Raw genomic sequence first — 21,745 nt, 5'->3', positions numbered from 1 at the left:
AATGGGAAAATGGAGAGTGCTTCTATGGAAAAGACGTATCTGATGGTCAAGCCTGATGGAGTTCAACGTGGATTAATAGGGCGTATTGTTGCCCGCTTTGAGGATAAGGGGTTTAAATTGGTCGCTGCTAAACTGATTACAGTGAGTGAGGATCAAGCGAAAAGACATTATGCTGAGCATGCAGGCAAAGACTTTTTTTCAGAGCTGGTCTCTTTCATCACTTCAGGTCCAGTGTTTGCAATGGTATGGGAAGGCGATGATGTCGTAACTTTATCCCGGACACTCATAGGCAAAACAAAAGTTGGAGAAGCTCTGCCAGGCACGATTCGTGGCGACTTTGCCAGCCATACACCACTTAATTTAATTCATGGATCAGACTCGCCTGAAAGTGCAGAACGGGAAATTGCTAATTTCTTTGCTCCAGATGAACTGAATCAGTATAACAAAGACATCGCAGTCTGGATGTAAGGTCCAGGTGGGAGGCAGGGGATTAACATGTCTGATCGTAATGTTGCAGCATTAACAACAGATCCAGATTATAGCGGATTTATTCACAACGTTAAACAAAGCACCGGAATTGATCTGGCTCAATATAAAGAAGCGCAGATGAAGCGGCGTTTGACGACTCTTCGGATGAAGAATGGGTATCATACCTTCAGTGATTTTTTTGCAGCGATGATGAAAAATAAGGACTTATTTTATGAATTTTTAGATCGAATGACGATCAATGTCTCTGAGTTCTGGCGGAATCCGAATCGCTGGGAAGTTTTGCGGGATATTATCCTCCCTGACCTCCAGCAGTCGGGCCGCAAATTAAAGCTGTGGAGCGCGGCATGTTCCACTGGCGAAGAGCCTTACACGCTGGCTATGATTTTGTCGGACAAGAATATATTGGCGCAGACAGGCATTCTTGCCACTGACATTGATGATGGCGCTTTATCCAAAGCAAAGCAGGGTCTTTATTTGGAACGTTCTTTAAAGGATGTGCCGAAAGACGTGGCAGCACGTTATTTTACACCGGAAGGCCCTGTCTTTAAGGTCAGCGATTCACTTAAGAAAAACATAGATTTCCGCAAACAAAATTTGCTCTTGGACAAGTTCGACGAAGGCTTCGATCTTATTATTTGTCGCAATGTAATGATCTATTTTACTGAAGAGGCGAAGAACAAGCTCTATCATAAGTTTTCGGCTAGCTTACGTCCGGGTGGTTATTTGTTTGTGGGCAGCACAGAGCAAATCTTTACACCGGCTCAATATGGCTTTGAATCGACGGAAACTTTTTTCTATCGTAAAAAATAAATACTTTTTGCTCCTTCGCCATTAACTTCAAAGGTATACTTTCGCAAAAGTTCAGTGATACTGGATAGTAGAATCTGTACGCTAAGTGAAAGGAAAGTTAAACCGATGGACAAAAGCAAGGTCATTGCCGCGTACAAACGAGGCTTTATCACCGTTCGTGAGTGCGGGCAAATTCTCGGTGTGGAAGAAATGCAATTGGAGCGCCTTCTGCAGCTGGAAGAGCGTAAGTCTACATTCCCTTCACCAAGCCAGCGGCTCGGCAGCTAACAAGCTGAGGACCGAGCCGAGGAGCGCCATTCATACTCTTAAGGGTATGGATGGCGCTTTTTATTTCGGTATACATACAGTGTTTCTAGGGAGATCCCTTTCTTGTCAAAGCGGATTCCCTATACTATAATGAGCAAAGATCATAGGATTTTAGCGGTTTACAGTTTAAAAGTATAAAAGGGGGAAGACATCATGAGTTTACGCTATTTAACAGCGGGGGAAACGCACGGCCCCCAGCTAACGGCTATTATTGAGGGATTGCCAAGTAATTTAACTTTGGATTTTGAAGAGCTTAACTTTCAATTGCATCGTCGACAAAAGGGATACGGACGTGGACGTCGCATGCAGATTGAGAAAGATACGGCACAGATTGTAGGTGGAGTACGTCACGGCTATACTACGGGTGCTCCGGTAGCCTTGGTAGTAGAGAACAAGGATTGGACTCACTGGAAGAACATTATGAATATTGAACCTATTCCAGGCAGTGATGAAGAAAAACGCCGGGTAAATCGGCCGCGCCCTGGACATGCAGATTTGAATGGTGGATTGAAGTACAATCATACGGATCTTCGCAACGTTCTGGAGCGCTCCAGTGCCCGCGAAACCGCAGCCAGAGTTGCATGTGGCGCTGTAGCCAGACAGCTGCTGGCAGCTTTTGGTGTGAAAGTAGCAGGTCAAGTCATTCGTATTGGTGAAATTGAGGCACCTGCAAATGATCTGCCTATCGATGAGCTGATTGAACGGACAGAACAGTCTTCTGTCAGAGTTGTCGACAAAGAAACGGAACAGAAAATGGAGGCTTACATAGATCAGATCAAGGAAGAGGGCGACTCCATCGGTGGAATCGTTGAATGTATCGTCGAAGGACTGCCCATTGGACTTGGCAGCTATGTACAGTCAGACCGGAAGCTGGACGGGGCGATCGCTGGGGCAGTGATGTCGATTAATGCCTTCAAAGGCGTTGAAATCGGCATTGGATTTGAAGCGGGAAAATTGCGTGGATCGCAAGTCCATGATGAAATTATGTATGAAGCTTCTAAAGGATACTATCGCGCAAGCAATCGTTTAGGTGGTTTTGAAGGCGGGATGACGAATGGCATGCCGGTAGTGGTTCGTGGTGTTATGAAGCCTATTCCTACCTTGTATAAGCCACTTCAAAGTGTAGATATCGACACGAAAGAACCTTTTACAGCTCAAGTAGAACGTTCGGATGCATGTGCGGTTCCAGCGGCATGTGTGGTTCTGGAAAGCGTAGTGGCATGGGAAGTTGCCAAAGCATTTCTTGATAAATTCGGCGGGGATTCTCTCGAAGAAATTAAAGCGAACTATGAAAACTATCTTGCACAATTGGAGAGTTATTGATCATGCGTACAATCAATGTAGATTTGGGAGATCGTTCTTATCCAATCCACATCGGTAGTGGTCTGCTGCAGAACATTGCCCAGTACTGTGCTGAGGCTGGACTGTCCACTCGTAGCCCGCTACTGGTTGTGAGTGATAGTGAAGTAGCTCCACGGTATTTACCGGCGCTTGAAGAAGCTCTACGTCAGCAAGGTTATACCGTAGTAAGCCATATTATGCCGGCAGGGGAAGCATCCAAATCATTAACCGTGTATGAAGAGGTTATGACGACCGCGATTCAAGCGGGACTGGATCGTAACTCAGCGGTGTTGGCTTTAGGTGGCGGGGTTGTTGGTGATTTAGCTGGTTTTGTAGCAGCTACCTACATGCGCGGAATAGGATTTCTACAAATTCCAACGACGATTCTAGCCCATGACAGCAGCGTAGGCGGCAAAGTGGCTGTCAATCATCCACTAGCCAAAAATATGGTTGGTGCGTTCTATCAACCTTCGCTGGTGCTTTACGATTTGGATACCCTTCGCACGCTTCCGCCGCGCCAAGTCTCTTCTGGCTTAGCTGAAGTAGTGAAGCATGGTCTGATTATGGACAAAGAATTTGCATATTGGTGCCGTGAACATGCTGATGAGCTGCTTGCTTTGAATGCTGAAGCTCTCGGCTATGCCCTTGAGCGCGGTTGTGCGATCAAAGCTCATGTCGTGGCGAACGATGAACGTGAGCATGGACTTCGGGCGATCCTGAATTTAGGCCATACGATCGGCCATGCTATTGAAGCGGTTGGCGGATACGGTGTGTTTTTGCACGGTGAAGCGATTGCGATTGGTATGGCGGGTTCGGCGCTGCTGGCTGTAAAGCTTGGACGTGACCGATCCATCTATGAGGATACAGTATCTATGTTATCTGCACTTTCACTGCCTATACAGCTTCCTTCTGAATATGATGAAGAGGAGCTAATGGAAGCGATGATGCATGATAAGAAATTCAAAGAAGGCAGAATGACTTTTATTGTGCCTGATGCCATAGGAGCTGTTAGTATTGTAAACGATGTACAGGAATCGCTTGTGCGAGAGGTTCTGGCAGAGCTTAAAAAGGAGGGGAAACCGTGGTAAATCGAGGGATTCGCGGAGCAACTACCGTGATTAATAACGAAGAAACAGAGATTTTGCGTGAAACCGTTGTGCTGCTGCGGGAGATCGTTGAACGCAATAATGTTATAGCTGAGGATATTAGCAATGTATGGATTACGATGACCAATGATCTGGATGCTACTTTTCCGGCAAGAGCCATTCGTGAGATTGAGGGCTGGGAAATGGTGCCGCTTATGTGTTCAACCGAGATCCCGGTCAAAGGCAGCCTGCCGATGTGTATCCGGTTAATGGTGCAGTTTAATACGGATAAATCACAGCGTGAGATCCGCCATGTGTATCTGAATGAAGCTCAGAAGCTTCGTCCGGATTTGTCGCAGAGTAAGTCTTAAATTTGAGTTGTGGGTTGTCAATGACCCTTGTCATCATGTATAGTGTAATTAGCCGAGTATAGAAGAGTTTAGTTGAGTTGAGATGAGTATAGTTGAGCAGAGTGCAAGAAATTTTTGCGAATATAAGAAAGTATAAGCTTTGTTCTATACATTCTTATATTTCACGCATATACGCTTACCGTCCTTATAAGGATGCTGAAGACGTTTATGCCTGATTAGCAGTTTTTGTGTACGCAGAGTCTTTATTTTGATATGTACTGGAGTGTTATTTCACATCCGTGATGTATCTTATTTAGAGATAAGTCTGTAGGCACAACATAACGATGCTGATCATTGCTCAAAAACATATACTTACTTACACAAACCCTCTACTTTGGTAGAGGGTTTTTCTGTGTTTCGGAAAGATTTATATAACTAAGGGGGCATCTAAAAATGACGAATCCGAGTGTTCAAGAGGTGGTAAAGCTGTCGCAGGATTATAATCTGATTCCTGTTGTGAAGCGGCTGCTGGCTGATATGGAAACACCTATCCGGTTATTCCAACGTTTTGCTGAACGTGACCGCGCGTTCTTACTAGAAAGTGTAGAGGGTGGCAAACAATGGGCCCGGTATTCGTTCATCGGCAGCGATCCCTTTTTAATGATATCGGGAAAAAAGGGTGCGATTAACGTAGAGATCGACGGTAAGAAAAAACAGCTGCATGGAAAGCCGATTGAGGAGCTTAAGGCGCTGCTTCGTTCATACCGTAGCCCTAAGCTGGATGAGATGCCGCCATTTACTGGAGGAGCGATCGGATTTTTTGGATATGATCTGCTGCAATATTATGAGAAGCTGCCTGAGCATCCAGTAGATGATCTCCAAATGGATGATATCCGGTTTATGTTCTGTGATCGCATCATTGTTTTTGATCATGTGAAACAACAAATTCTCCTAGTTGGCAACCTGCATGTTAAAGACGGTGATACGGACTCAGATATCAAATCCAATTACGAAAGCTTAAGTCGTAAGCTTGAGGATATGGCCGAAGAGCTGCAGAAGGAAGGGCCTAAGGAAAATGTGAACCGCCGCAGCATTCCGCAGGATATTGAGCTGGGTGAGATTCATTCCAACCTGACTAAAGAACAATATATCAACAACGTAGAACAAGCGAAGGAATACATTCGGGCTGGCGATATTTTTCAAGTGGTGTTGTCGCAGCGCCTGCATATTGAAACGGAAGTTTCTCCACTGCATGTATACCGGATGCTCAGGACGCTTAACCCATCTCCATATATGTATTATTTGAAAATGGATGAAGAGATTATTGTTGGAACCTCACCGGAAGCGCTCGTAAAGGTAGATGGAAATCGCGTGGAGACACGGCCGATTGCCGGAACAAGACCAAGAGGTGAAAGTGAAGCTTCGGATCGTGCTTACGCCGCGGAGCTGCTGGAGGATGAAAAAGAACGTGCAGAGCATTTGATGCTAGTTGATCTAGGTCGTAATGATTTAGGAAGAGTGTCCAAATTCGGTTCTGTAAAATGTGATTCCTTTATGGAAATTGAAAGATACTCTCATGTCATGCATATGGTATCGAATGTGTCAGGCACGCTTAGCGAGGATAAAGATTTCTTTGATGCCTTTCTCTCCTGTCTGCCAGCCGGTACTGTCTCAGGAGCACCTAAGCTACGGGCAATGGAGATTATTGCTGAATTGGAGCGAGAAGCCCGTGGTGCTTATGCGGGGGCGATTGGATATTTGGGATTCTCGGGAAATATGGATTCATGTATCACCATCCGTACAATCATCTTCCGTAAGGGCAGAGCATATGTGCAGGCTGGAGCGGGTATCGTTTGGGACTCGGTTCCGGAGAAAGAGTATGAAGAGACGGTGAATAAAGCGAAGGGCATGCTAAAAGCTATACGTATGGCAGAGGCTATGTTCCCACCCGAGATAAAAGAGAAACAAGTCATCAATCAAGATTACATGTACGCATATACCCCTGAACAGGTGGTTTGATTAATAAAAAAGATTACATTAAGGCTGGGAGGATGAACATTATGGATGCAACAAAATTGATACAATCAGGAATTGCTGGACTAATCGAAGGCAAAAGTCTGACACGTGTAGAAGCACGGGATATAATGGGTGCAATCATGCTGGGAGAGGCTTCACAGGCGCAAATCGGATCACTGCTGACCGCTTTACGGATTAAGGGAGAGACCGTGGAGGAGATTACGGGGTTTGCGGAAGCCATGAGAGGTTTCGGCACACCTGTCCTTACTGAAAAAGCGCGTCTGCTAGATACATGTGGTACGGGCGGTTCCGGCATCCATAAGTTTAATATTTCTACCGCCTCAGCGATTATTTCATCAGCGGCTTCGGTACGAGTTGCCAAACATGGCAACCGCTCAGCTTCCGGTAGAGCAGGAAGTGCAGATGTACTTGAAGCTTTGGGCGTCAACATTCATCTGAATGCGGATCAGGCTCGGGAATGCTTGGATCGAATCGGCATTTGTTTTTTATTCGCACAAATCTATCATCCTTCGATGCGGCATGCGGCAGCACCGCGTAAAGAGCTTGGAGTGCGGACGATTTTTAATATGCTTGGTCCGCTTACGAATCCCGCTGGTGCTGACCGTCAGCTGCTGGGGATTTATGATCGGAATAAGACAGAGACGGTGGCTAATGTACTGAAGGAGCTGGGGTCCAAGCGTGCGATGGTTGTTAGCAGCTTGGATGGTCTGGATGAAATCAGCATCTCGGCCCCTACATTAGTGTCTGAGCTAAAAGAGGGCATCGTAACCACGTATGAGGTAACGCCAGAGGCATTAGGTCTTAACAGACATCCATTGGAAGCTGTGCTGGGTGGAGATGCAGCTGAAAATGCGGCGATTATTACCTCGGTCCTTCAAGGGCAGATGAATCCTTATCGCGATATCGTTCTTGCTAACGCCGGAGCCTGTATATATGTTGCTGGTCTGGCAGATACCATGGCCGGAGGCGTAGAGAGAGCAAAAGAAGTAGTGGATTCAGGCAAGGCACTATCCAAGCTTAATCAGCTTGTAGCTATGACGGAGGAACTTAATTATGTATCTTGATAAAATTGTCGCGACTAAGATTAAAGAGGTTGAACTGCTCAGTAAAAACTTTTCGCTGGCACAAGCAGAGCGTGATATTGCGCTTCTTCCGGCAACAAGAGGCTTTCGTAAGGCTCTGACCCAAGGGAAGAACAGAGATATGGGCTTGATCGCTGAGGTGAAGAAGGCTTCTCCTTCCAAAGGGTTGATCCGTGAGGATTTTGATCCTGTTTCCATTGCAAAAGGGTATGAAGCTGGAGGTGCAGATTGCTTATCTGTTCTGACGGACACAGAATATTTCCAGGGCAGCGCAGCTTATCTGCAGCAAGTGAAAGAAGCTGTAAATCTGCCGCTGCTTCGCAAAGATTTTATTATCGATGAGAAGCAGATCTACGAAGCACGTCTTCTCGGAGCGGATGCCGTGTTGTTAATCGTCGCTATTTTGACACCGGCACAACTGTCTCATTTTATAGATATAGCTTCAGGGCTTGGATTGGATATCTTGATTGAGGTGCATGACCGGAATGAACTGGCGGTTGTACTGAGCACAGAAAAGATAACCCAACCTAACGTCCTGCTAGGAATTAATAACCGTAATCTACGTACCTTTGAGACCTCTTTGGAGACAACAGCCGAGCTGGCAGCTCTTGTGCCGCAAGGTGTTCCAGTGATCAGCGAAAGTGGAATTTCCGGGTCAAAAGACATCGGCTACCTAAGAACTACTGGTGCTCACGGAGTGCTCGTTGGGGAGTATCTAATGCGTCAAGCTAACGTAGAGGATGCGGTTAACGGTCTGCTCGGTGAGCTTCCTAATGGAAAGGACCGTGTCCGGCATGGCTGAGACATTAGTAAAAATCTGTGGACTTCAGGACGTTGAAGTGCTAAAATCTATGTTACACTTACCACTAGATTATATCGGATTTGTTTTTGCACCTAGCCGCCGGAAGGTATCCATAGAGCGTGCTGCCGAACTGATTGCAGAGCTTCCAAATTGGAAGACTGGTGAAATTCCTAAGGCTGCCGGGGTTTTTGTTAATCCGGAGCTGGATGAGTTGAACGAATTGCTGTCTGTGGTGCATTTAGATGTAATTCAGCTTCATGGACAGGAGAGTCCAGCTTTTTGCCAGCAGGTTCGCCGAGCTTATCCACAGGTTCAGGTATGGAAGGCACTGTCCGTTGCGGATCAAGAGCGGGATAAAGCTGAAAATGAATATAGCTTGGAAGATTACGCAGCTGCAGTAGATGCGGTTTTATTAGATACTTATGATCCATTGCAGAGTGGCGGCTCCGGCCGAACGTTCGCTTGGAATAAATTACCTGCTTACCAAGAAATTGCAGTACAACATGACTTGCCCTTGTTTGTGGCTGGAGGGCTTCATACAGATAATGTTGGTGAATTGCTTGATACCTATGCCCCGTATGGGGTAGACGTGTCGAGTGGAGTAGAGACTGACGGCATTAAGGATATTCAAAAAATGACAGCTTTTGTGGAAAGGGTGAAGCAATCATGATACAAGTACCGGACCAGCATGGACGTTTCGGTTCATTCGGAGGCCGCTTCGTGCCCGAGACTTTGATGAATGCATTGATTGAGTTGGAGGAGGCCTACCGTAAGTTTTCGGCAGATCCAGCTTTTCAGGAAGAAATAGATTATCTATTAAAGCAGTATTCCGGACGGGAGACCCCGCTGTATTATGCGGAACGGCTGAGCAAACATCTGGGAGAAGCTAAAATATATCTGAAGCGTGAAGATTTGAATCATACAGGTGCCCATAAGATTAACAATGCGATTGGTCAAGGGATTTTGGCCAAAATGATGGGAAAAACGAAGGTAATCGCTGAGACGGGTGCGGGTCAACATGGTGTAGCCACCGCTACAGTTGCAGCTTTGCTAGGTATGGAATGTAAGGTGTTTATGGGGGAAGAGGATACACGTCGCCAGGCCCTTAACGTATTCCGGATGAAGCTGCTTGGTGCAGAAGTGATTCCCGTTACTTCCGGATCGCGTACTTTAAAAGATGCCGGCAACGAAGCGCTTCGCTACTGGGTTAGCAATGTAGATGATACCTTCTATATATTGGGTTCAGCTGTAGGACCGCATCCTTATCCGATGATGGTTCGTAACTTTCAGCGGGTTATTGGGGATGAAACACGGCGCCAGATTCTGGAGGCTGAAGGAAGGCTGCCGGATGTGCTCGTAGCTGCTGTAGGCGGTGGCAGTAATGCCATCGGTATGTTCTATCCATTTGTTGAGGATGAAAATGTCGGTATGATTGGTGTAGAGGCGGCTGGTAAAGGCATTGATACCCCTTTTCATGCGGCAACAATGAGTAAAGGAACTCATGGCGTATTCCAGGGATCGATGAGTTATCTCCTGCAGGATGAGCATGGACAAGTAACAGAAGCACATTCCATCTCCGCAGGCCTGGATTATCCTGGTGTAGGTCCTGAACACTCCTATCTAAAAGATATCGAACGCGCAAAATATGTCCCGATTACAGATGCAGAGGCGCTAGATGCACTGAAGCTGCTATGCGTAACGGAAGGCATTATTCCAGCGTTAGAATCGGCGCATGCGATAGCACATGTTGTAAAAATGGGTCCAACCCTTACTAAGGATGATATTGTTGTCATCTGCCTGTCAGGCCGGGGAGACAAAGACGTAGAATCCATTATGGCGTATACAGAAGGGAAGGGAACTGAATGACAACCCAAACTACAAACCGGATGGATTTGGTATTCCGGAAGCTTAAAGCTGAGAACCGGACCGCATTGATTCCTTTTCTGACTGTTGGAGATCCGGATTTGGAGACTACTCTTGCCATCATCACTGAACTGGAGACAGCGGGGGCAGATATTCTGGAGCTAGGAGTACCATACTCTGATCCGCTTGCAGACGGCCCTGTAATTCAGCGAGCATCTGCCCGGGCACTGCGGGGTGAAGTTCACCTGCGCACTTGCATGGAGACCGCGTTAAAGGCTCGTGAAGCCGGCAGCAGTTTGCCATTTATCTTGTTTTCTTATTACAATCCTATCCTGCAAATGGGTCTAGATACGTTTTTTGCTGATCTGAACAAGCATGAAATTAGCGGACTTATTATCCCGGATCTTCCCGTTGAGGAATCAGCGGAGATGCGGCGCCGTAGTGATGAAGTTGGAGTCAACCTCATTCCTTTAGTTGCACCAACCTCAAGCGAACGTATTGCAAAGATTGTATCCGGTGCGAGCGGTTTTATCTATTGTGTATCTTCATTAGGGGTGACTGGAGAAAGATCCTCTTTCCATGCGGATGTAGAAGCCTTTATTGATTCCGTTCGTCAAGCTACGGATCTGCCAGTGGCTGTAGGATTTGGGATCTCTACTGGCGAACAGGTTGCCCGTTTTGCTCAGATTTGCGATGGTGTTGTAGTAGGGAGTGCCATTGTCCGCAAAATAGAAGAGGTAATTCCGTTGCTCGATCATCCTGCTACGCGGAATGAGGGACTGTTGCAAATTCGAGAATTTGTGGCACAATTAAAAAGACCATAACAGTGTCATTCTGACCTGTGTATAGTGGAGTAATCAACTATGGAGAGCGAGGACTATTGTATGAATCCAAAACCGAATATAGTTAATCTCCCTGTCTACAAACCAGGGAAACCTATAGACGAAGTCAAGAAGGAGCTTGGCTTAAGTGAGGTTATTAAGCTTGCATCCAATGAGAACCCGTATGGAGCTTCACCGAGTGCAAAAGAAGCAATTCTAGCAGAACTTGAGAATCTTTATCTTTATCCGGACGGCTCAGCCGTTGAATTGACTTCAGCACTTTCCAGCCGTCTTGGCGTGAATAACGACAATATTATTTTTGGCTGTGGCTCAGATGAGATTATTGCACTTATTGCTCGTGCCTTTTTCTTACCGGGTGATGAGACAATCATGGCGGACCAAACCTTCTCCGTGTATAAGAGTAACGCAGACATCGAAAGTGCGGTATCTATTGAGGTGCCACTTGTAAAAGGTACACATGATCTGGATGGGATGCTGGCCCGTATAACGGACCGCACTAAGGTTATCTGGATCTGTAATCCGAATAACCCAACAGGTACGATTGTTCCAGAGGAAGCTTTGGTTTCTTTCCTGGATGCTGTGCCTTCCAATGTAATGGTTGTCCTTGATGAGGCATATTGTGAGTATGTAACAGATCTTTCATACTCCAATGGCATCCAGTTGCTGACTCGTTACAAGAATCTGGTTGTGCTCCGCACATTCTCCAAAATTTATGGCTTAGCTGCATTGCGTATTGGATACGGTGTTGCGAGTCCTGAGATCATTTCGTTGATCAACAAGGTACGTGAGCCTTTTAATACCTCACGGCTTGCTCAAGCTGCAGCTCTTGCTGCTTTGAATGATCAAGATTACGTACAGGAATGTCGTCGTCTTAATAGCGCGGGTATTGTCCAATTGCAAGGTGAATTCAAACGTCTGGGCCTAGAATCCTTCCCGGCACACGGGAACTTCATCATGGTAGATGTTCGAAAGCCTGCTACAGAGGTCTTTGATGCTTTGATGCGTAAAGGAATCATCGTAAGAGCGGGTCATCAGGTTTATCCGACTTATATTCGGGTTACTGTGGGCTCGGCTGAGCAGAACACGGCTTTTATCACCGCGCTGGAACAAACTCTTATAGAGAGTGGAGTACGCGCCTAGTAATAACAGCAAGTCAAGACTAAAGAAGGCAGGTAGTTCAAAGAACATGACGACAAAAATAGCAATATTCGGTGTCGGTCTGATCGGAGGCTCACTGGCCCTTTGCTTTAAAGGCAAGGAGGGCCTGACCGTCGTTGGCCATGCCCACCGTCCTGAATCCGCGAGTAAGTATATTAGCAGAGGTGTGGTCGATAGTGCCACATTGTCTGTGGAGGAAGCGGCAATCGATGCCGATTTCATTTTTTTATGTGTGCCGGTGGGTATGCTAGAGGATTATTTGCAGCAGTTAAGCAAATTGCCGCTCAAGCCCGGCTGCATCATTACAGATGTTGGAAGTACGAAAGCTAGTATTGCCGCATGCGCGGTTTCTTTGGATATTCCTGGAGTACATTTTATCGGCGGTCACCCTATGGCTGGATCAGAGCGTTCAGGTGTTGAGGCAGCTTCATCGCTGTTGTTTGAGAATGCCTATTACGTATTAACACCTCCACCGGGAGTACCAGACGAGGCTTATCATGCGTTGGAGTCCTTACTCCACCTTACTAGAGCGCAGATTGTACGCCTTAATCCAGAACGTCATGATGAGATTGTAGGCGCCATTAGTCATTTGCCACATATTATTGCCGTTGCGCTGGTAAATCAGATTAAAGCTTATGATGATACTGACTCCTTGTATAGTACGTTAGCTGCAGGGGGCTTTCGGGATATTACACGGATTGCGTCCAGTGATCCAATTATTTGGCGTGATATCTTGTTAAACAATCGTTCAGTGATGCTTCGTTTGTTGAAGGATTGGAACGAGGAAGTTTCTTCTTTTGTTCGTTTGCTGGAAAGTGAAGATGGTGTAGGGATTGAAGAGGCATTTCATGAAGCCAATGGCTTCCGTAGTCAGTTGCCTGAACGGCGTAAAGGTATGATAGCACCTTTATTTGACCTACATATTGATGTACCGGATCATCCGGGGATTATCGGTCGTATTGCTACAGAGCTGGGGGATCAAGGAATTAACCTTAGCAACGTACAAATTATCGAAAGCCGTGAAGATGTTCCGGGGATTATGCGTCTCTCTTTCCGTCAGGAGAACGATATGGAGCGGGCGAAGATCCTGTTGCAGCATCATGATTATACGGTATACGTGTAGTATTAAGGTTCGCTCGGGTTCATTTTCAAATCATAAAAAACAGTAAAATAGCGATTCTCTATTCACATGAGAATCGCTATTTTTTTGTTTTTTGGGTTATTGGTTGCTTACTTCAACGTGCCTTCGTTAGTATCGTCATCGGCATCGGTACCACCATAAGTACCACCATAAGTACCACCATAAGTACCACCATAAGTACCACCATAAGTACCACCTAGTACTTACGGACCCTAATGACGTTATTTGTTCGTTTTTTGCCTTTGAAGCAGTCTTTCGGACTCCACAGACGCTATTTCACATAAAGAGGCTTATATTGGGTGTTTTTCGTGCCAATAGCTGTTATGCGGTCCGTTAGCATCCCAAATGCGGATTAATGCTGCATTTAAGGTCAACTGTGTCCGATAGCGACTTCGTACAAGCTAAATGTTTATTGGATCAACGAAGAAAAGAAAGGAGTGCCGCAAAATGCTTCCGGATTTATACCCGCGGACTCTAATTTAGGTTTGGTTTGTTGCAACTGTTCCCAAACTCGCTTTCTTCATTCTGATCAGTATTTCTTCCATGAAATTCTCTGGTACTTGAGTTTATTTCGTCGTAACTATTTCGACTACCTACAAAACGATTTCTTGCTGCTCCTAGACCGACAATAAAGAGTAAGACCGAAGCTCCAAGCAGTATGAAAAGTGGCACGTTCCAACTATTTGTCGTGTCATGCAAATATCCTATAAGGGCAGGACCAATTGCGGCAAGCAGATATCCGATCGATTGCGCCATACCAGACAGTTCCGCTGCTTGATGCGCATTTTTAGTACGTAAACCGAAAAACATCATGGACAAGCTAAAGGCGCAGCCTCCACCAATTCCGAGTATGATGATCCACAACAGAATGATATTGGAGCTTCCGTAAAGCAGTCCGAGCGTTCCCGTCAAAAGTAAAATGGTTGTGATGAACACTAACGAACGTTGATTTGACATTCGCCCTGCAATAACGGGGACAATAAAGGTAAATGGAAGCAGCGCTAACTGCATTATTGAGAGGTACCATCCTGATTGGCCTGAGTCAATGCCTTGCTGTTTTAAAATTTCAGGCAACCATGCGATTAGCACATAGAAAATCATGGACTGCATCCCCATAAACAAGGTTACTTGCCAGGCAAGAGGGGAACGCCAAACCTTCACATCATTGCCGGCCATCTGTTGACTCGTCGAGGCTGTTTGCTTCGTATGCTTCCTTAATTGAGGCAACCAGCAGAGGATCGATACAAAGCTTAGGATCCCCCAAATTCCCAATGCACCCTGCCATTTTAAACCTGCGTTTGCAGCTAGCGGTACACTGATTCCCGAGGCGATCGCTCCAGATAAACTCATTGAAATTGCAAATACACCAGTCATGGCACCGATTTTTTTAGGGAAATCACGTTTGATTAAACTTGGCATTAATACATTACAAACGGCAATTGCAAATCCAAGAATTGCAGTTCCAATATACAGATTTGCAGCCCCAGATAAAGAACGTATTACAATACCAACAGTCAAAAAGATCAGAGCAAACAAAATTAAAAGTTCTACTCCATACCTACGTCCTAGTTTTGGTACTAGTGGCGATAATAAAGCAAAGGTAAGTAAAGGTACCGTTGTGATCAAGCCTGCTAAAGTATTGGAAATATGAACGTCACCCCTAATGAGATCCACTAAAGGACCGACCGAGGTTAAGGGAGCACGTAAATTTGCGGCAATAATAATAATGCCGAGTAGTAGCAGCCCTAAAGATGATGGTACGAATTTTTTATTCGGCATTCTTCATTTTCCCTCCCAAAATTAATGCGTACTAATATCCGCGCGGACAATGAAAGTATAGTATAATATATTAAATTTAACAATAAGTATTTTAAAGTTTACTTTATTGAGATAGTTCTATAACTTGAAATGCTTATATTAGATAAAAAAATACAACTCAGAGTTTCCATTTAGAATGGAATACTGAGTTGCATGTAATAGGTGAAATTTTCGACTTTTAGAAACCATATTTTAAGGAGATATGGAGCACTGTTTCGCTATTCGTATGATTGGTATAAGAGTGAGGGCGATCTGCACGAAAACTGATCGTATCATATTGATTCAATGTGTACATTTCTCCATCGACTCGTATTTCAATGGAACCAGTCATTACTGTCGCAATTTCAGTTGTATTCACATGATGACCTTCAGGGTGATACGAACTATTTGGCTGTAAGTAAGCCCGACACATTTCAATATCGTTGCTTACATTTTTAAAGACGGGTTCTATGATCCAATTCTTTTGATCATTAGAAAACCGAAGACCTTCGCCTGCTCGATACAAACTAACAGGGTCTTCAGATTTGAACAAAGCTAATAGGGGCAAAGATATGCCTTTTGAAATTTTCCATATTATCGCCAAAGTTGGATTTGTCTCGCCACGTTCGATATTCCCCAGAGTAAGTTTACTTACGCCCGTTAATTCCGCTAAGTCGTCTAAGCTCATGTTTTTTTCTTTTCTGTACTTTTTCAAGGCACCGCCGATTTGTAGTACCAGTTGTTTTGATTCATCGATTTCATCCATTTCAAATTCACCTCAACAAATAACTTTATAGCTAGTATATTGTTTATCCTGACTCTTTTCCATACGATTAGGATTAGAGGGTGGATTACACACGCAGCTATGCAAATGACGTCTATGTAACGAACCTGCCCGTAGGCTTATCACCTTTCCCGGTTTAATCCTTTATTTTTGCAAAAGGAGGGATCCCAATGGGGTGAGCGCAGAGGAGTCTATATTTGTAGGTGATCATCCAATGAATGACGTACAAGCGAGCCGTAACGCAGGGCTGCAAGCCATTGGGAAACGTAATGAGCAGATATCTCTTCAAATGGACGTAGACGGGGTAATAGATGATTGTGGGGATTTGTGGAAGCTGATTCGCTCGCTATAGTAAAAATAATCTAATATAGATCATCTAAAAAAAAGGTAGAGCGCTTTCAGGACAAAAAAAGACCGCTTACAAAGTAAGCGGCTACAGTTCACAATAAATTGGAACCGTTAAGTATTGGATAGGAGTGGAGAGAAACCATACTGTACTTTTATTATATGTATACGTTTACATTTTGTCAACAGTTTTTAAAAATTGATAAATGTGTTATTTTTAAAGCCGGATTCTAAGTCAGAAATCCAATGTCGGGTCTTGCTGGCGAGTCGACCTATCTAAAGTCTATTAATGTCATCCTATGAGAATATGTGGTACAATAGAGCAGGTATGTTTCTAGATTCGTTTCTATATTTATGTAAAATTAGAAGTATGCCTTATTTCTTTTTGTCTTCTTCATATACATCATGCCTTAATTATCGGGTAGTTGAATATACATAGGTGTATTTCATAAAAAAACTAAAAATTTGCAGTAACACCGCAACTTTTAAAGCCCAAACCGGTATAATAAGTACGGACCGGATGGGAAAAGACGTGCAAGGGCGAGGAGGGCCAATCTCACCATGACGGATTCCCAGTTGATCCAGCAAATCAAACAAGGAAACACGGAATTATATTCAGAATTAATGCGTCGTTATCAACGTAAAATACTAGCATTTGTATATCATATGCTTAGAAATTCACATATGGAGCTTATCGCAGAGGACCTTTGTTCGGAGACCTTCTACAAGGCATTTCGTAGCTTGCATTCCTTTCGAGAGGTAGATGCTTCATTCTCAACATGGCTGTACACTATCGCCCGCAACACTGTTCTAAGTGAGCTTCGCAAGAACCGTGCCGGTAATGTATCTCTGGAAGAGAGTGGATATACACCAGTAGCACCGTTTGAAGTTGCACCTGAGCAGGCTGCATTGCGCAATGAACGGATGAATTTGGTCCGTGAGGCGATAAATAATCTTCCCGAAAAACAACGCTCTGCACTTATCCTACGTGAATATGATCAAATGGACTATCAAGAAATCGCAGAAATTTTAGATCAGAGTGTAAGCTCAGTGAAATCATTATTGTTTCGTGCCAGGAGTAGTGTGAAGCTTCAACTCGAATCCTATTTCAATGAGCCTGAAGTTGAAGAGCAGGTTGAGAGGGTGTAAGGCGAATGAATTGCAGGGAAGCGCAAGAATGTATTCCGCTCTTGTGGGACGCTCCCCCCACACATCCTAGGCGGATTTTACTTGAAAGACATATTGAAACTTGTCCTTACTGCGCTGCAGAATGGGCTCTATGGCAAGAGAGCAGCCTGCTTATGCAAGATTTGAGGGAAGAGATCAGTGAAGAGCGTGCTGAAGCCATAAATGTTAAAGTCATGGAGCGGATTTATTTAGAGAGTCCATGGTTGATGCCCGGTGACGGGAAATCTGCTGGGACCTCTGCTATTGTTCGCCATCGGCTTAGCTTATGGATCGCATGCTTTCTGGCAATATTTCTGTCCAGCGTTCTTTATTTTACGATGTTCAGAACTCCGGGTGATGCAGTTGTTGCTCAGAGTGGAATTGTGGAGACAGGTGTCGCTGGATCCTCGATGGAATGGCAATCAACGTATCCAATTTTGGGCTCTGAAGGTGGGATCATTGAACCCCTTGTAGTAAGTATGGGACCCACTCATCCTCAATACTGGATGATGTTATCAATGTTAGGTGTAGGCTTTGCAGTATTTTCATTAACTAGGCTGAATCGTTATCGCCGATCATAGAGGGTTATTAGACGTATGTCTTTGCTTCCGTTGTTTATAATATTCAGAACATTGAATGAGTCCCTTTACTTAATGTAATGAGGGGCTTTTTGCATTGTAAAACTCATAAAAAGAAGACTTTTTATTTCATCCATGTTACATTAAGAGACAAATACTTTGCTGAAAAGGGGGAGGCAACATGCTAATCGGCTTGATACGCCATGGATTGACGGACTGGAACGCGATAGGGAAAATACAGGGACAAAGTGATATTCCACTTAATGATGAAGGACGGATGCAAGCTGCAACGCTTGCTGACCGCTTATTACAGGAACCGTACAGCTGGGACTGCTGCGTTACTAGTAATCTTTCCCGCGCTGCTGAGACCGGTAAGATTATTGCTGACAAGTTAGGGATTCCGCTATTAGAACCTGATCAGCGTATCCGGGAACGTGCTTATGGGCAGGTAGAAGGGCTTACTGCCGCAGAACGTGAAGAGAAGTGGGGGAAGGAATGGAGCCAGCTCTCCCTCGGTCAAGAAACCGACGAACAGCTTCAGGCTCGGGCTCTTGCTTTTATGGAAGATATTTCTGCACTGCATCCCAATCGGAATATACTCGTCATATCCCATGGAGGATTTCTTGCTCAGCTGTATACTGCTCTTTACAAGGATAAGTATTCTGAACGAATTGGCAATCTATCCTTGACGATTCTGGAGAAGAAAGAGCGGGAATGGAACCCTATTTTATATAATTGTACTCGCCATATCCTGCAAAATCAGCATTAACCCGGGCTTCGGGTTATTTTTTTTGCAATAAAGGGAATAAAATAGGCAGTATTCCCCATAATGGTAGTAAAACGGTGAGGCGATAAAACATGAATCTGGCGGATATGCTTACTTATGCAGATATTGGACAGCTGACCGCCATAGCGGGCCGCTACCGGTGTGAATGCAAACAGAATTCCAAACACGACTTGATCCAAAGTATTTTGATTATGCTTGGAAGCAGAAGTTTTATGGAGTCTCATATCCGGGAATGCGCTCCGGAGGATTTACGGTTTTTGAATACATTGCTTTTTGATGAACGCACCTACTTTAGTCTTGAGGATTTATTGGCTGTGGCAAGGCAAGCATCTTTTGATGCACCTGAAGGAAAAACTGGAGGTTTCCGGGAGATGGTCTCACGCTTCAAAAGTGGAGGCTGGCTCTTTAGTGGTTCCTCGCAGCAGACCAGATATTTGTACCAGGTACCCAAAGATTTAAAAGAGCGTTTTCGGGAGACGATGAGTGCACATATCAAAGAGAGCATCGCAACTAGCCCTGAACCTGTGATGTATCGCAGTGAAGGAGAATTAATGATCAGTGATCTGGTAATGCTGCTGAGATATATTAAGGACAATGAGCCAGAACTGAATCAGGAAGGGGCAATGTATAGGCGTTATCAGCAAGGTGTGATGAACGCGCTTCATATTCCGGAGGAGCTTCTTAGCAAAGGCGGTTGGAGGTTTGGTTATGGGAGAGCTTGTGAGCATTATCCTCCAAGATTTGCGCTTTTGTATGACTATATTCGTCACCGCCGTTGGATCTCTGAGGAAGGCTTCCGGCTAAGGCTTACTGCGACCGGTGAGGCTGTGTTAAACGATGGAAAATGTGATTCGTTGATGCAGATATTCTCTTTTTGGTTAAGACTATATAAAGGGGCTGTGCCAAATCTACCTTCACTTGTGTATTGGATAAGCATCAGCGCCGGCAATTGGGTGACAGTACCTTCTTTAGTGGATGGTGTGGGGTGGCTAATTAAACCGTTTTATTATGACAGTGCTGCTTCTATTCTAGAGCAACGTATAATACGGATGATGGTGCACCTAGGCATGCTTAAACTGGGCGAGACTTCTGGTGGACTCGCTGTGATGATGACACCATGGGGGATAGAGACAGCCGTGCCTAAGTATCTTCGGTAGAGGTGGCGTGCGAATGCTTATGGGGATTACATATGCAGAAGTAGGAATCCGTTATTGTTGCTGATGGGTACAATAGAGGAAGTGTTGAGCGGAATGGGCGAATATGTAGAACGAAGACAGGATTGATGAATATGCTTTAGTAGGTGCCGATTCTCTTGAAACCGAAAACATAATCATCTTGATGAATATCAAAATATCAAATAACAAGAAAAAAAGGATCTCTTAAACAGCGGAGGTGTATCGAATGGACAAAATGAAGGCTACGTATGAAGTGATGCTAGGACTTGCGGCAGAAATGGTGTGGGATGAAGCGCTGCGAAAGCGTCGCTCCGACATCTTGCACCGTGAGATTGACACGGCGCTGGCTACCGGAGATGAGATGGCTTTCCGAAATCTTACTGAGGAACTTAAAAGTTTGGCATAAAGAAATGCGCTTAGCGCATTTCTTTTTTTGCTTATAATCTACTCAATTTGCTTAATCGGACGAAAATAAAAAATCTAAATCTGGACGTTCCTCCTCCTCCTTCAATATAATGGGTTCTATAACTTCAGGAAGATCTGCGAAAGACCGGAAAAATTAACAATTATACATAGGGAGATGAATGGGAATGAAATTCAGCGATTTTGAAGTGGACACTTGGGAAGAGAATCGAAAATTCTATGATACATGTCTCATACCTTTTACAGGATTAAGTGGACTGGAGAGTCCTCCTGAGACCGTTCAGGCACTCGAAAGATTACGTAATTTCATGGATATGGTGGAAATACCGTTCAAGGGGCGGATCGTGACTTACCCAGCCATTCAGTACGCTGGAGAGGGCTATGTGAATTTAATTAATGAGATTTGCCAAAAAGTCAAATCCAGTGGTTTCCAGCATGTAGTGGTGTTGACAGCGGATGTACCTCTCCAAGAAGGCCAAATCTATGAAAGCGATTTAGTTCTCTCTCTGCCTATCATTGAGGCTTCTCATGAAGGGAAGAATGACAGTGAAATTAGGATGAAAATTCAAGACATGTGGCGGGGATGAACTCCTTATAAATGTGACAGAAAATCAACAATTATAGGTTGAAACCGTTTTTTAGCCTGTCACAAATTAGACAATATTCTTGACGGGTTTTGGAGCCTAAGCTATTATTAGGTTGAATCCAAATGGTATGTGATGTATTTCATTGAAAAGATTTGAAAACGGATTATTTATATTGAGACATCTCTGATCGGACACCACAGATACTTTCTTATATCTTGAGAAGGGGGTTATATAACAGTATGAGCAGCCATAATGAACAACAGGAGACATGGCCTGAACAACCACCCAGCCGTAATGAGATGTCGCGCAGGCAATTTTTGACCTACACGCTTGGTGGCGCCACTGCTTTTATGGGGGCGGGTATGATTCTCCCCATGGTCCGTTTTGTCGTGGATCCGATATTACATAAGAAGGGTGCTGGAGATTTTATCAAGGTTGCTGAGATAAGCAAAATCACCGAAGAGCCCCAGGAATTTACTTTTGAATTGAAACAGAAGGACGGATGGTACGACAGTACAGCGACACTCACTGCGTGGATCCGGAAAGACGCGAAGGGTGATATTTATGCGCTTTCACCGATTTGTAAACATTTGGGATGTACGGTCGGGTGGAACAACGATAAAGCTCATCCGGACGAATATCACTGCCCTTGCCATGGTGCACGTTATACAAAGCTTGGCAAAAATCTCGAAGTTGCTCCTAAGCCGCTTGACCAGTATAAAACGAAATTCGATAACGGGTGGGTGCTTTTGGGAGACATTGTGCCAAATACAGTAGCTCGTGAGGAGGCGTAGTT

Annotated in this window: 24 protein-coding genes; 22 read left to right on the top strand and 2 right to left on the bottom strand. The window is 44.7% G+C overall.

Features of this window, described 5'->3' with window-relative positions:
• Positions 1 to 24: 24 nt before the first annotated feature.
• The 14 genes from ndk (at position 25) to NSQ91_RS21520 (ending at position 13,288) form a co-directional block, all read left to right on the top strand.
• The gene (gene ndk, locus NSQ91_RS21585; protein ID WP_076127503.1) at positions 25 to 468 is read left to right on the top strand and encodes a nucleoside-diphosphate kinase; all 444 of its coding nucleotides are present in this window, start codon (positions 25 to 27) and stop codon (positions 466 to 468) included.
• Between the two features lie 27 nt (positions 469 to 495).
• On the top strand, positions 496 to 1,299 hold the full coding sequence (locus tag NSQ91_RS21580; protein ID WP_036676236.1) for a CheR family methyltransferase: 804 nt from the start codon (positions 496 to 498) through the stop codon (positions 1,297 to 1,299).
• 105 nt (positions 1,300 to 1,404) lie between these two features.
• Positions 1,405 to 1,566 carry a hypothetical protein gene (locus NSQ91_RS21575; RefSeq protein ID WP_179088774.1) on the top strand — a complete coding sequence of 54 codons (162 nt, stop codon included), beginning with the start codon at positions 1,405 to 1,407 and terminating at the stop codon, positions 1,564 to 1,566.
• A gap of 192 nt (positions 1,567 to 1,758) precedes the next feature.
• Positions 1,759 to 2,928: a chorismate synthase gene (aroC, locus tag NSQ91_RS21570; RefSeq protein WP_076134686.1), complete on the top strand. Its 1,170-nt coding sequence runs from the start codon at positions 1,759 to 1,761 to the stop codon at positions 2,926 to 2,928.
• A gap of 2 nt (positions 2,929 to 2,930) precedes the next feature.
• Positions 2,931 to 4,034 carry a 3-dehydroquinate synthase gene (gene aroB / locus NSQ91_RS21565; protein ID WP_076184012.1) on the top strand — a complete coding sequence of 368 codons (1,104 nt, stop codon included), beginning with the start codon at positions 2,931 to 2,933 and terminating at the stop codon, positions 4,032 to 4,034.
• Positions 4,028 to 4,402 (top strand): chorismate mutase, encoded by a 375-nt coding sequence (aroH, locus tag NSQ91_RS21560; RefSeq protein ID WP_076127508.1) that lies wholly within the window; start codon positions 4,028 to 4,030, stop codon positions 4,400 to 4,402. The genes aroB and aroH overlap by 7 nt, the downstream gene beginning before the upstream one ends.
• A 432-nt stretch (positions 4,403 to 4,834) precedes the next feature.
• On the top strand, positions 4,835 to 6,400 hold the full coding sequence (gene trpE / locus NSQ91_RS21555) for an anthranilate synthase component I (protein ID WP_076127509.1): 1,566 nt from the start codon (positions 4,835 to 4,837) through the stop codon (positions 6,398 to 6,400).
• Positions 6,401 to 6,441: 41 nt separating this feature from the next.
• Positions 6,442 to 7,482, top strand: a complete 1,041-nt coding sequence (gene trpD, locus NSQ91_RS21550; RefSeq protein WP_175618936.1) for an anthranilate phosphoribosyltransferase — start codon at positions 6,442 to 6,444, stop codon at positions 7,480 to 7,482.
• Positions 7,472 to 8,302: an indole-3-glycerol phosphate synthase TrpC gene (trpC, locus tag NSQ91_RS21545; RefSeq protein WP_036676246.1), complete on the top strand. Its 831-nt coding sequence runs from the start codon at positions 7,472 to 7,474 to the stop codon at positions 8,300 to 8,302. The genes trpD and trpC overlap by 11 nt, the downstream gene beginning before the upstream one ends.
• Positions 8,295 to 8,972 carry a phosphoribosylanthranilate isomerase gene (locus NSQ91_RS21540; RefSeq protein ID WP_076304034.1) on the top strand — a complete coding sequence of 226 codons (678 nt, stop codon included), beginning with the start codon at positions 8,295 to 8,297 and terminating at the stop codon, positions 8,970 to 8,972. Before trpC ends, NSQ91_RS21540 begins: the two co-directional genes overlap by 8 nt.
• Positions 8,969 to 10,168: a tryptophan synthase subunit beta gene (trpB, locus tag NSQ91_RS21535; RefSeq protein ID WP_076127515.1), complete on the top strand. Its 1,200-nt coding sequence runs from the start codon at positions 8,969 to 8,971 to the stop codon at positions 10,166 to 10,168. Before NSQ91_RS21540 ends, trpB begins: the two co-directional genes overlap by 4 nt.
• Positions 10,165 to 10,989, top strand: coding sequence for a tryptophan synthase subunit alpha (gene trpA / locus NSQ91_RS21530; protein WP_076127517.1), 825 nt, complete (start codon positions 10,165 to 10,167; stop codon positions 10,987 to 10,989). The genes trpB and trpA overlap by 4 nt, the downstream gene beginning before the upstream one ends.
• Positions 10,990 to 11,049: 60 nt before the next feature.
• Positions 11,050 to 12,147 carry a histidinol-phosphate transaminase gene (gene hisC / locus NSQ91_RS21525; protein ID WP_076127634.1) on the top strand — a complete coding sequence of 366 codons (1,098 nt, stop codon included), beginning with the start codon at positions 11,050 to 11,052 and terminating at the stop codon, positions 12,145 to 12,147.
• Between the two features lie 46 nt (positions 12,148 to 12,193).
• A complete protein-coding gene (locus tag NSQ91_RS21520; RefSeq protein WP_036676253.1) occupies positions 12,194 to 13,288 on the top strand; it encodes a prephenate dehydrogenase in 1,095 nt (364 codons plus the stop codon).
• A 492-nt stretch (positions 13,289 to 13,780) separates the two neighbouring features.
• Here the strand turns inward: NSQ91_RS21520 and NSQ91_RS21515 are convergent, their stop codons facing one another.
• The gene (locus tag NSQ91_RS21515) at positions 13,781 to 15,085 is read right to left on the bottom strand and encodes a CynX/NimT family MFS transporter (protein WP_081391817.1); all 1,305 of its coding nucleotides are present in this window, start codon (positions 15,083 to 15,085) and stop codon (positions 13,781 to 13,783) included.
• A gap of 217 nt (positions 15,086 to 15,302) precedes the next feature.
• Complete coding sequence (locus NSQ91_RS21510; protein WP_038572428.1) at positions 15,303 to 15,869, bottom strand: helix-turn-helix domain-containing protein; 567 nt, start codon at positions 15,867 to 15,869, stop codon at positions 15,303 to 15,305.
• Positions 15,870 to 16,062: 193 nt separating this feature from the next.
• On the opposite strand from NSQ91_RS21510, the gene NSQ91_RS21505 reads away from it, so the two are divergent.
• The 8 genes from NSQ91_RS21505 (at position 16,063) to NSQ91_RS21470 (ending at position 21,743) form a co-directional block, all read left to right on the top strand.
• Entirely contained in the window at positions 16,063 to 16,239 is a 177-nt protein-coding gene (locus tag NSQ91_RS21505; protein WP_175618937.1) for a hypothetical protein, read from the top strand.
• A 554-nt stretch (positions 16,240 to 16,793) separates the two neighbouring features.
• The gene (locus NSQ91_RS21500) at positions 16,794 to 17,381 is read left to right on the top strand and encodes an RNA polymerase sigma factor (protein WP_036676255.1); all 588 of its coding nucleotides are present in this window, start codon (positions 16,794 to 16,796) and stop codon (positions 17,379 to 17,381) included.
• 152 nt (positions 17,382 to 17,533) lie between these two features.
• On the top strand, positions 17,534 to 17,980 hold the full coding sequence (locus NSQ91_RS21495; RefSeq protein WP_051490909.1) for a hypothetical protein: 447 nt from the start codon (positions 17,534 to 17,536) through the stop codon (positions 17,978 to 17,980).
• 178 nt (positions 17,981 to 18,158) lie between these two features.
• On the top strand, positions 18,159 to 18,746 hold the full coding sequence (locus NSQ91_RS21490; RefSeq protein WP_076304035.1) for a histidine phosphatase family protein: 588 nt from the start codon (positions 18,159 to 18,161) through the stop codon (positions 18,744 to 18,746).
• An 89-nt stretch (positions 18,747 to 18,835) separates the two neighbouring features.
• Entirely contained in the window at positions 18,836 to 19,921 is a 1,086-nt protein-coding gene (locus NSQ91_RS21485) for a hypothetical protein (protein WP_076101463.1), read from the top strand.
• 244 nt (positions 19,922 to 20,165) lie between these two features.
• Positions 20,166 to 20,345 carry an IDEAL domain-containing protein gene (locus NSQ91_RS21480; RefSeq protein ID WP_036676261.1) on the top strand — a complete coding sequence of 60 codons (180 nt, stop codon included), beginning with the start codon at positions 20,166 to 20,168 and terminating at the stop codon, positions 20,343 to 20,345.
• A gap of 184 nt (positions 20,346 to 20,529) precedes the next feature.
• Entirely contained in the window at positions 20,530 to 20,949 is a 420-nt protein-coding gene (locus tag NSQ91_RS21475; RefSeq protein ID WP_076304036.1) for a DUF2487 family protein, read from the top strand.
• A 239-nt stretch (positions 20,950 to 21,188) separates the two neighbouring features.
• Positions 21,189 to 21,743 carry a QcrA and Rieske domain-containing protein gene (locus tag NSQ91_RS21470; RefSeq protein WP_076134675.1) on the top strand — a complete coding sequence of 185 codons (555 nt, stop codon included), beginning with the start codon at positions 21,189 to 21,191 and terminating at the stop codon, positions 21,741 to 21,743.
• The last annotated feature ends 2 nt before the right edge of the window (positions 21,744 to 21,745 follow it).

It is taken from the genome of Paenibacillus sp. FSL R7-0048 (genome assembly GCF_038004505.1).
Classification (GTDB): domain Bacteria; phylum Bacillota; class Bacilli; order Paenibacillales; family Paenibacillaceae; genus Paenibacillus_AQ; species Paenibacillus_AQ odorifer.
Note: the sequence above shows the minus strand (reverse complement) of the source record. Positions and strands in the feature narration are given on the sequence as shown.

Bases quoted from the DNA above. Each gene is read 5' to 3' on its own strand.
- NSQ91_RS21480 (WP_036676261.1), top strand. From the start codon at position 20,166: ATGGACAAAATGAAGGCTACGTATGAAGTGATGCTAGGACTTGCGGCA.
- trpE (WP_076127509.1), top strand. From the start codon at position 4,835: ATGACGAATCCGAGTGTTCAAGAGGTGGTAAAGCTGTCGCAGGATTAT.
- NSQ91_RS21495 (WP_051490909.1), top strand. From the start codon at position 17,534: ATGCAAGATTTGAGGGAAGAGATCAGTGAAGAGCGTGCTGAAGCCATA.
- trpA (WP_076127517.1), top strand. From the start codon at position 10,165: ATGACAACCCAAACTACAAACCGGATGGATTTGGTATTCCGGAAGCTT.
- NSQ91_RS21575 (WP_179088774.1), top strand. From the start codon at position 1,405: ATGGACAAAAGCAAGGTCATTGCCGCGTACAAACGAGGCTTTATCACC.
- aroC (WP_076134686.1), top strand. From the start codon at position 1,759: ATGAGTTTACGCTATTTAACAGCGGGGGAAACGCACGGCCCCCAGCTA.
- NSQ91_RS21475 (WP_076304036.1), top strand. From the start codon at position 20,530: ATGAAATTCAGCGATTTTGAAGTGGACACTTGGGAAGAGAATCGAAAA.
- NSQ91_RS21490 (WP_076304035.1), top strand. From the start codon at position 18,159: ATGCTAATCGGCTTGATACGCCATGGATTGACGGACTGGAACGCGATA.
- NSQ91_RS21515 (WP_081391817.1), bottom strand. From the start codon at position 15,085: ATGCCGAATAAAAAATTCGTACCATCATCTTTAGGGCTGCTACTACTC.
- trpB (WP_076127515.1), top strand. From the start codon at position 8,969: ATGATACAAGTACCGGACCAGCATGGACGTTTCGGTTCATTCGGAGGC.
- ndk (WP_076127503.1), top strand. From the start codon at position 25: ATGGAAAAGACGTATCTGATGGTCAAGCCTGATGGAGTTCAACGTGGA.
- trpD (WP_175618936.1), top strand. From the start codon at position 6,442: ATGGATGCAACAAAATTGATACAATCAGGAATTGCTGGACTAATCGAA.
- hisC (WP_076127634.1), top strand. From the start codon at position 11,050: ATGAATCCAAAACCGAATATAGTTAATCTCCCTGTCTACAAACCAGGG.
- NSQ91_RS21520 (WP_036676253.1), top strand. From the start codon at position 12,194: ATGACGACAAAAATAGCAATATTCGGTGTCGGTCTGATCGGAGGCTCA.
- NSQ91_RS21540 (WP_076304034.1), top strand. From the start codon at position 8,295: ATGGCTGAGACATTAGTAAAAATCTGTGGACTTCAGGACGTTGAAGTG.
- NSQ91_RS21510 (WP_038572428.1), bottom strand. From the start codon at position 15,869: ATGGATGAAATCGATGAATCAAAACAACTGGTACTACAAATCGGCGGT.
- trpC (WP_036676246.1), top strand. From the start codon at position 7,472: ATGTATCTTGATAAAATTGTCGCGACTAAGATTAAAGAGGTTGAACTG.
- NSQ91_RS21485 (WP_076101463.1), top strand. From the start codon at position 18,836: ATGAATCTGGCGGATATGCTTACTTATGCAGATATTGGACAGCTGACC.
- NSQ91_RS21580 (WP_036676236.1), top strand. From the start codon at position 496: ATGTCTGATCGTAATGTTGCAGCATTAACAACAGATCCAGATTATAGC.
- aroB (WP_076184012.1), top strand. From the start codon at position 2,931: ATGCGTACAATCAATGTAGATTTGGGAGATCGTTCTTATCCAATCCAC.
- NSQ91_RS21500 (WP_036676255.1), top strand. From the start codon at position 16,794: ATGACGGATTCCCAGTTGATCCAGCAAATCAAACAAGGAAACACGGAA.
- NSQ91_RS21470 (WP_076134675.1), top strand. From the start codon at position 21,189: ATGAGCAGCCATAATGAACAACAGGAGACATGGCCTGAACAACCACCC.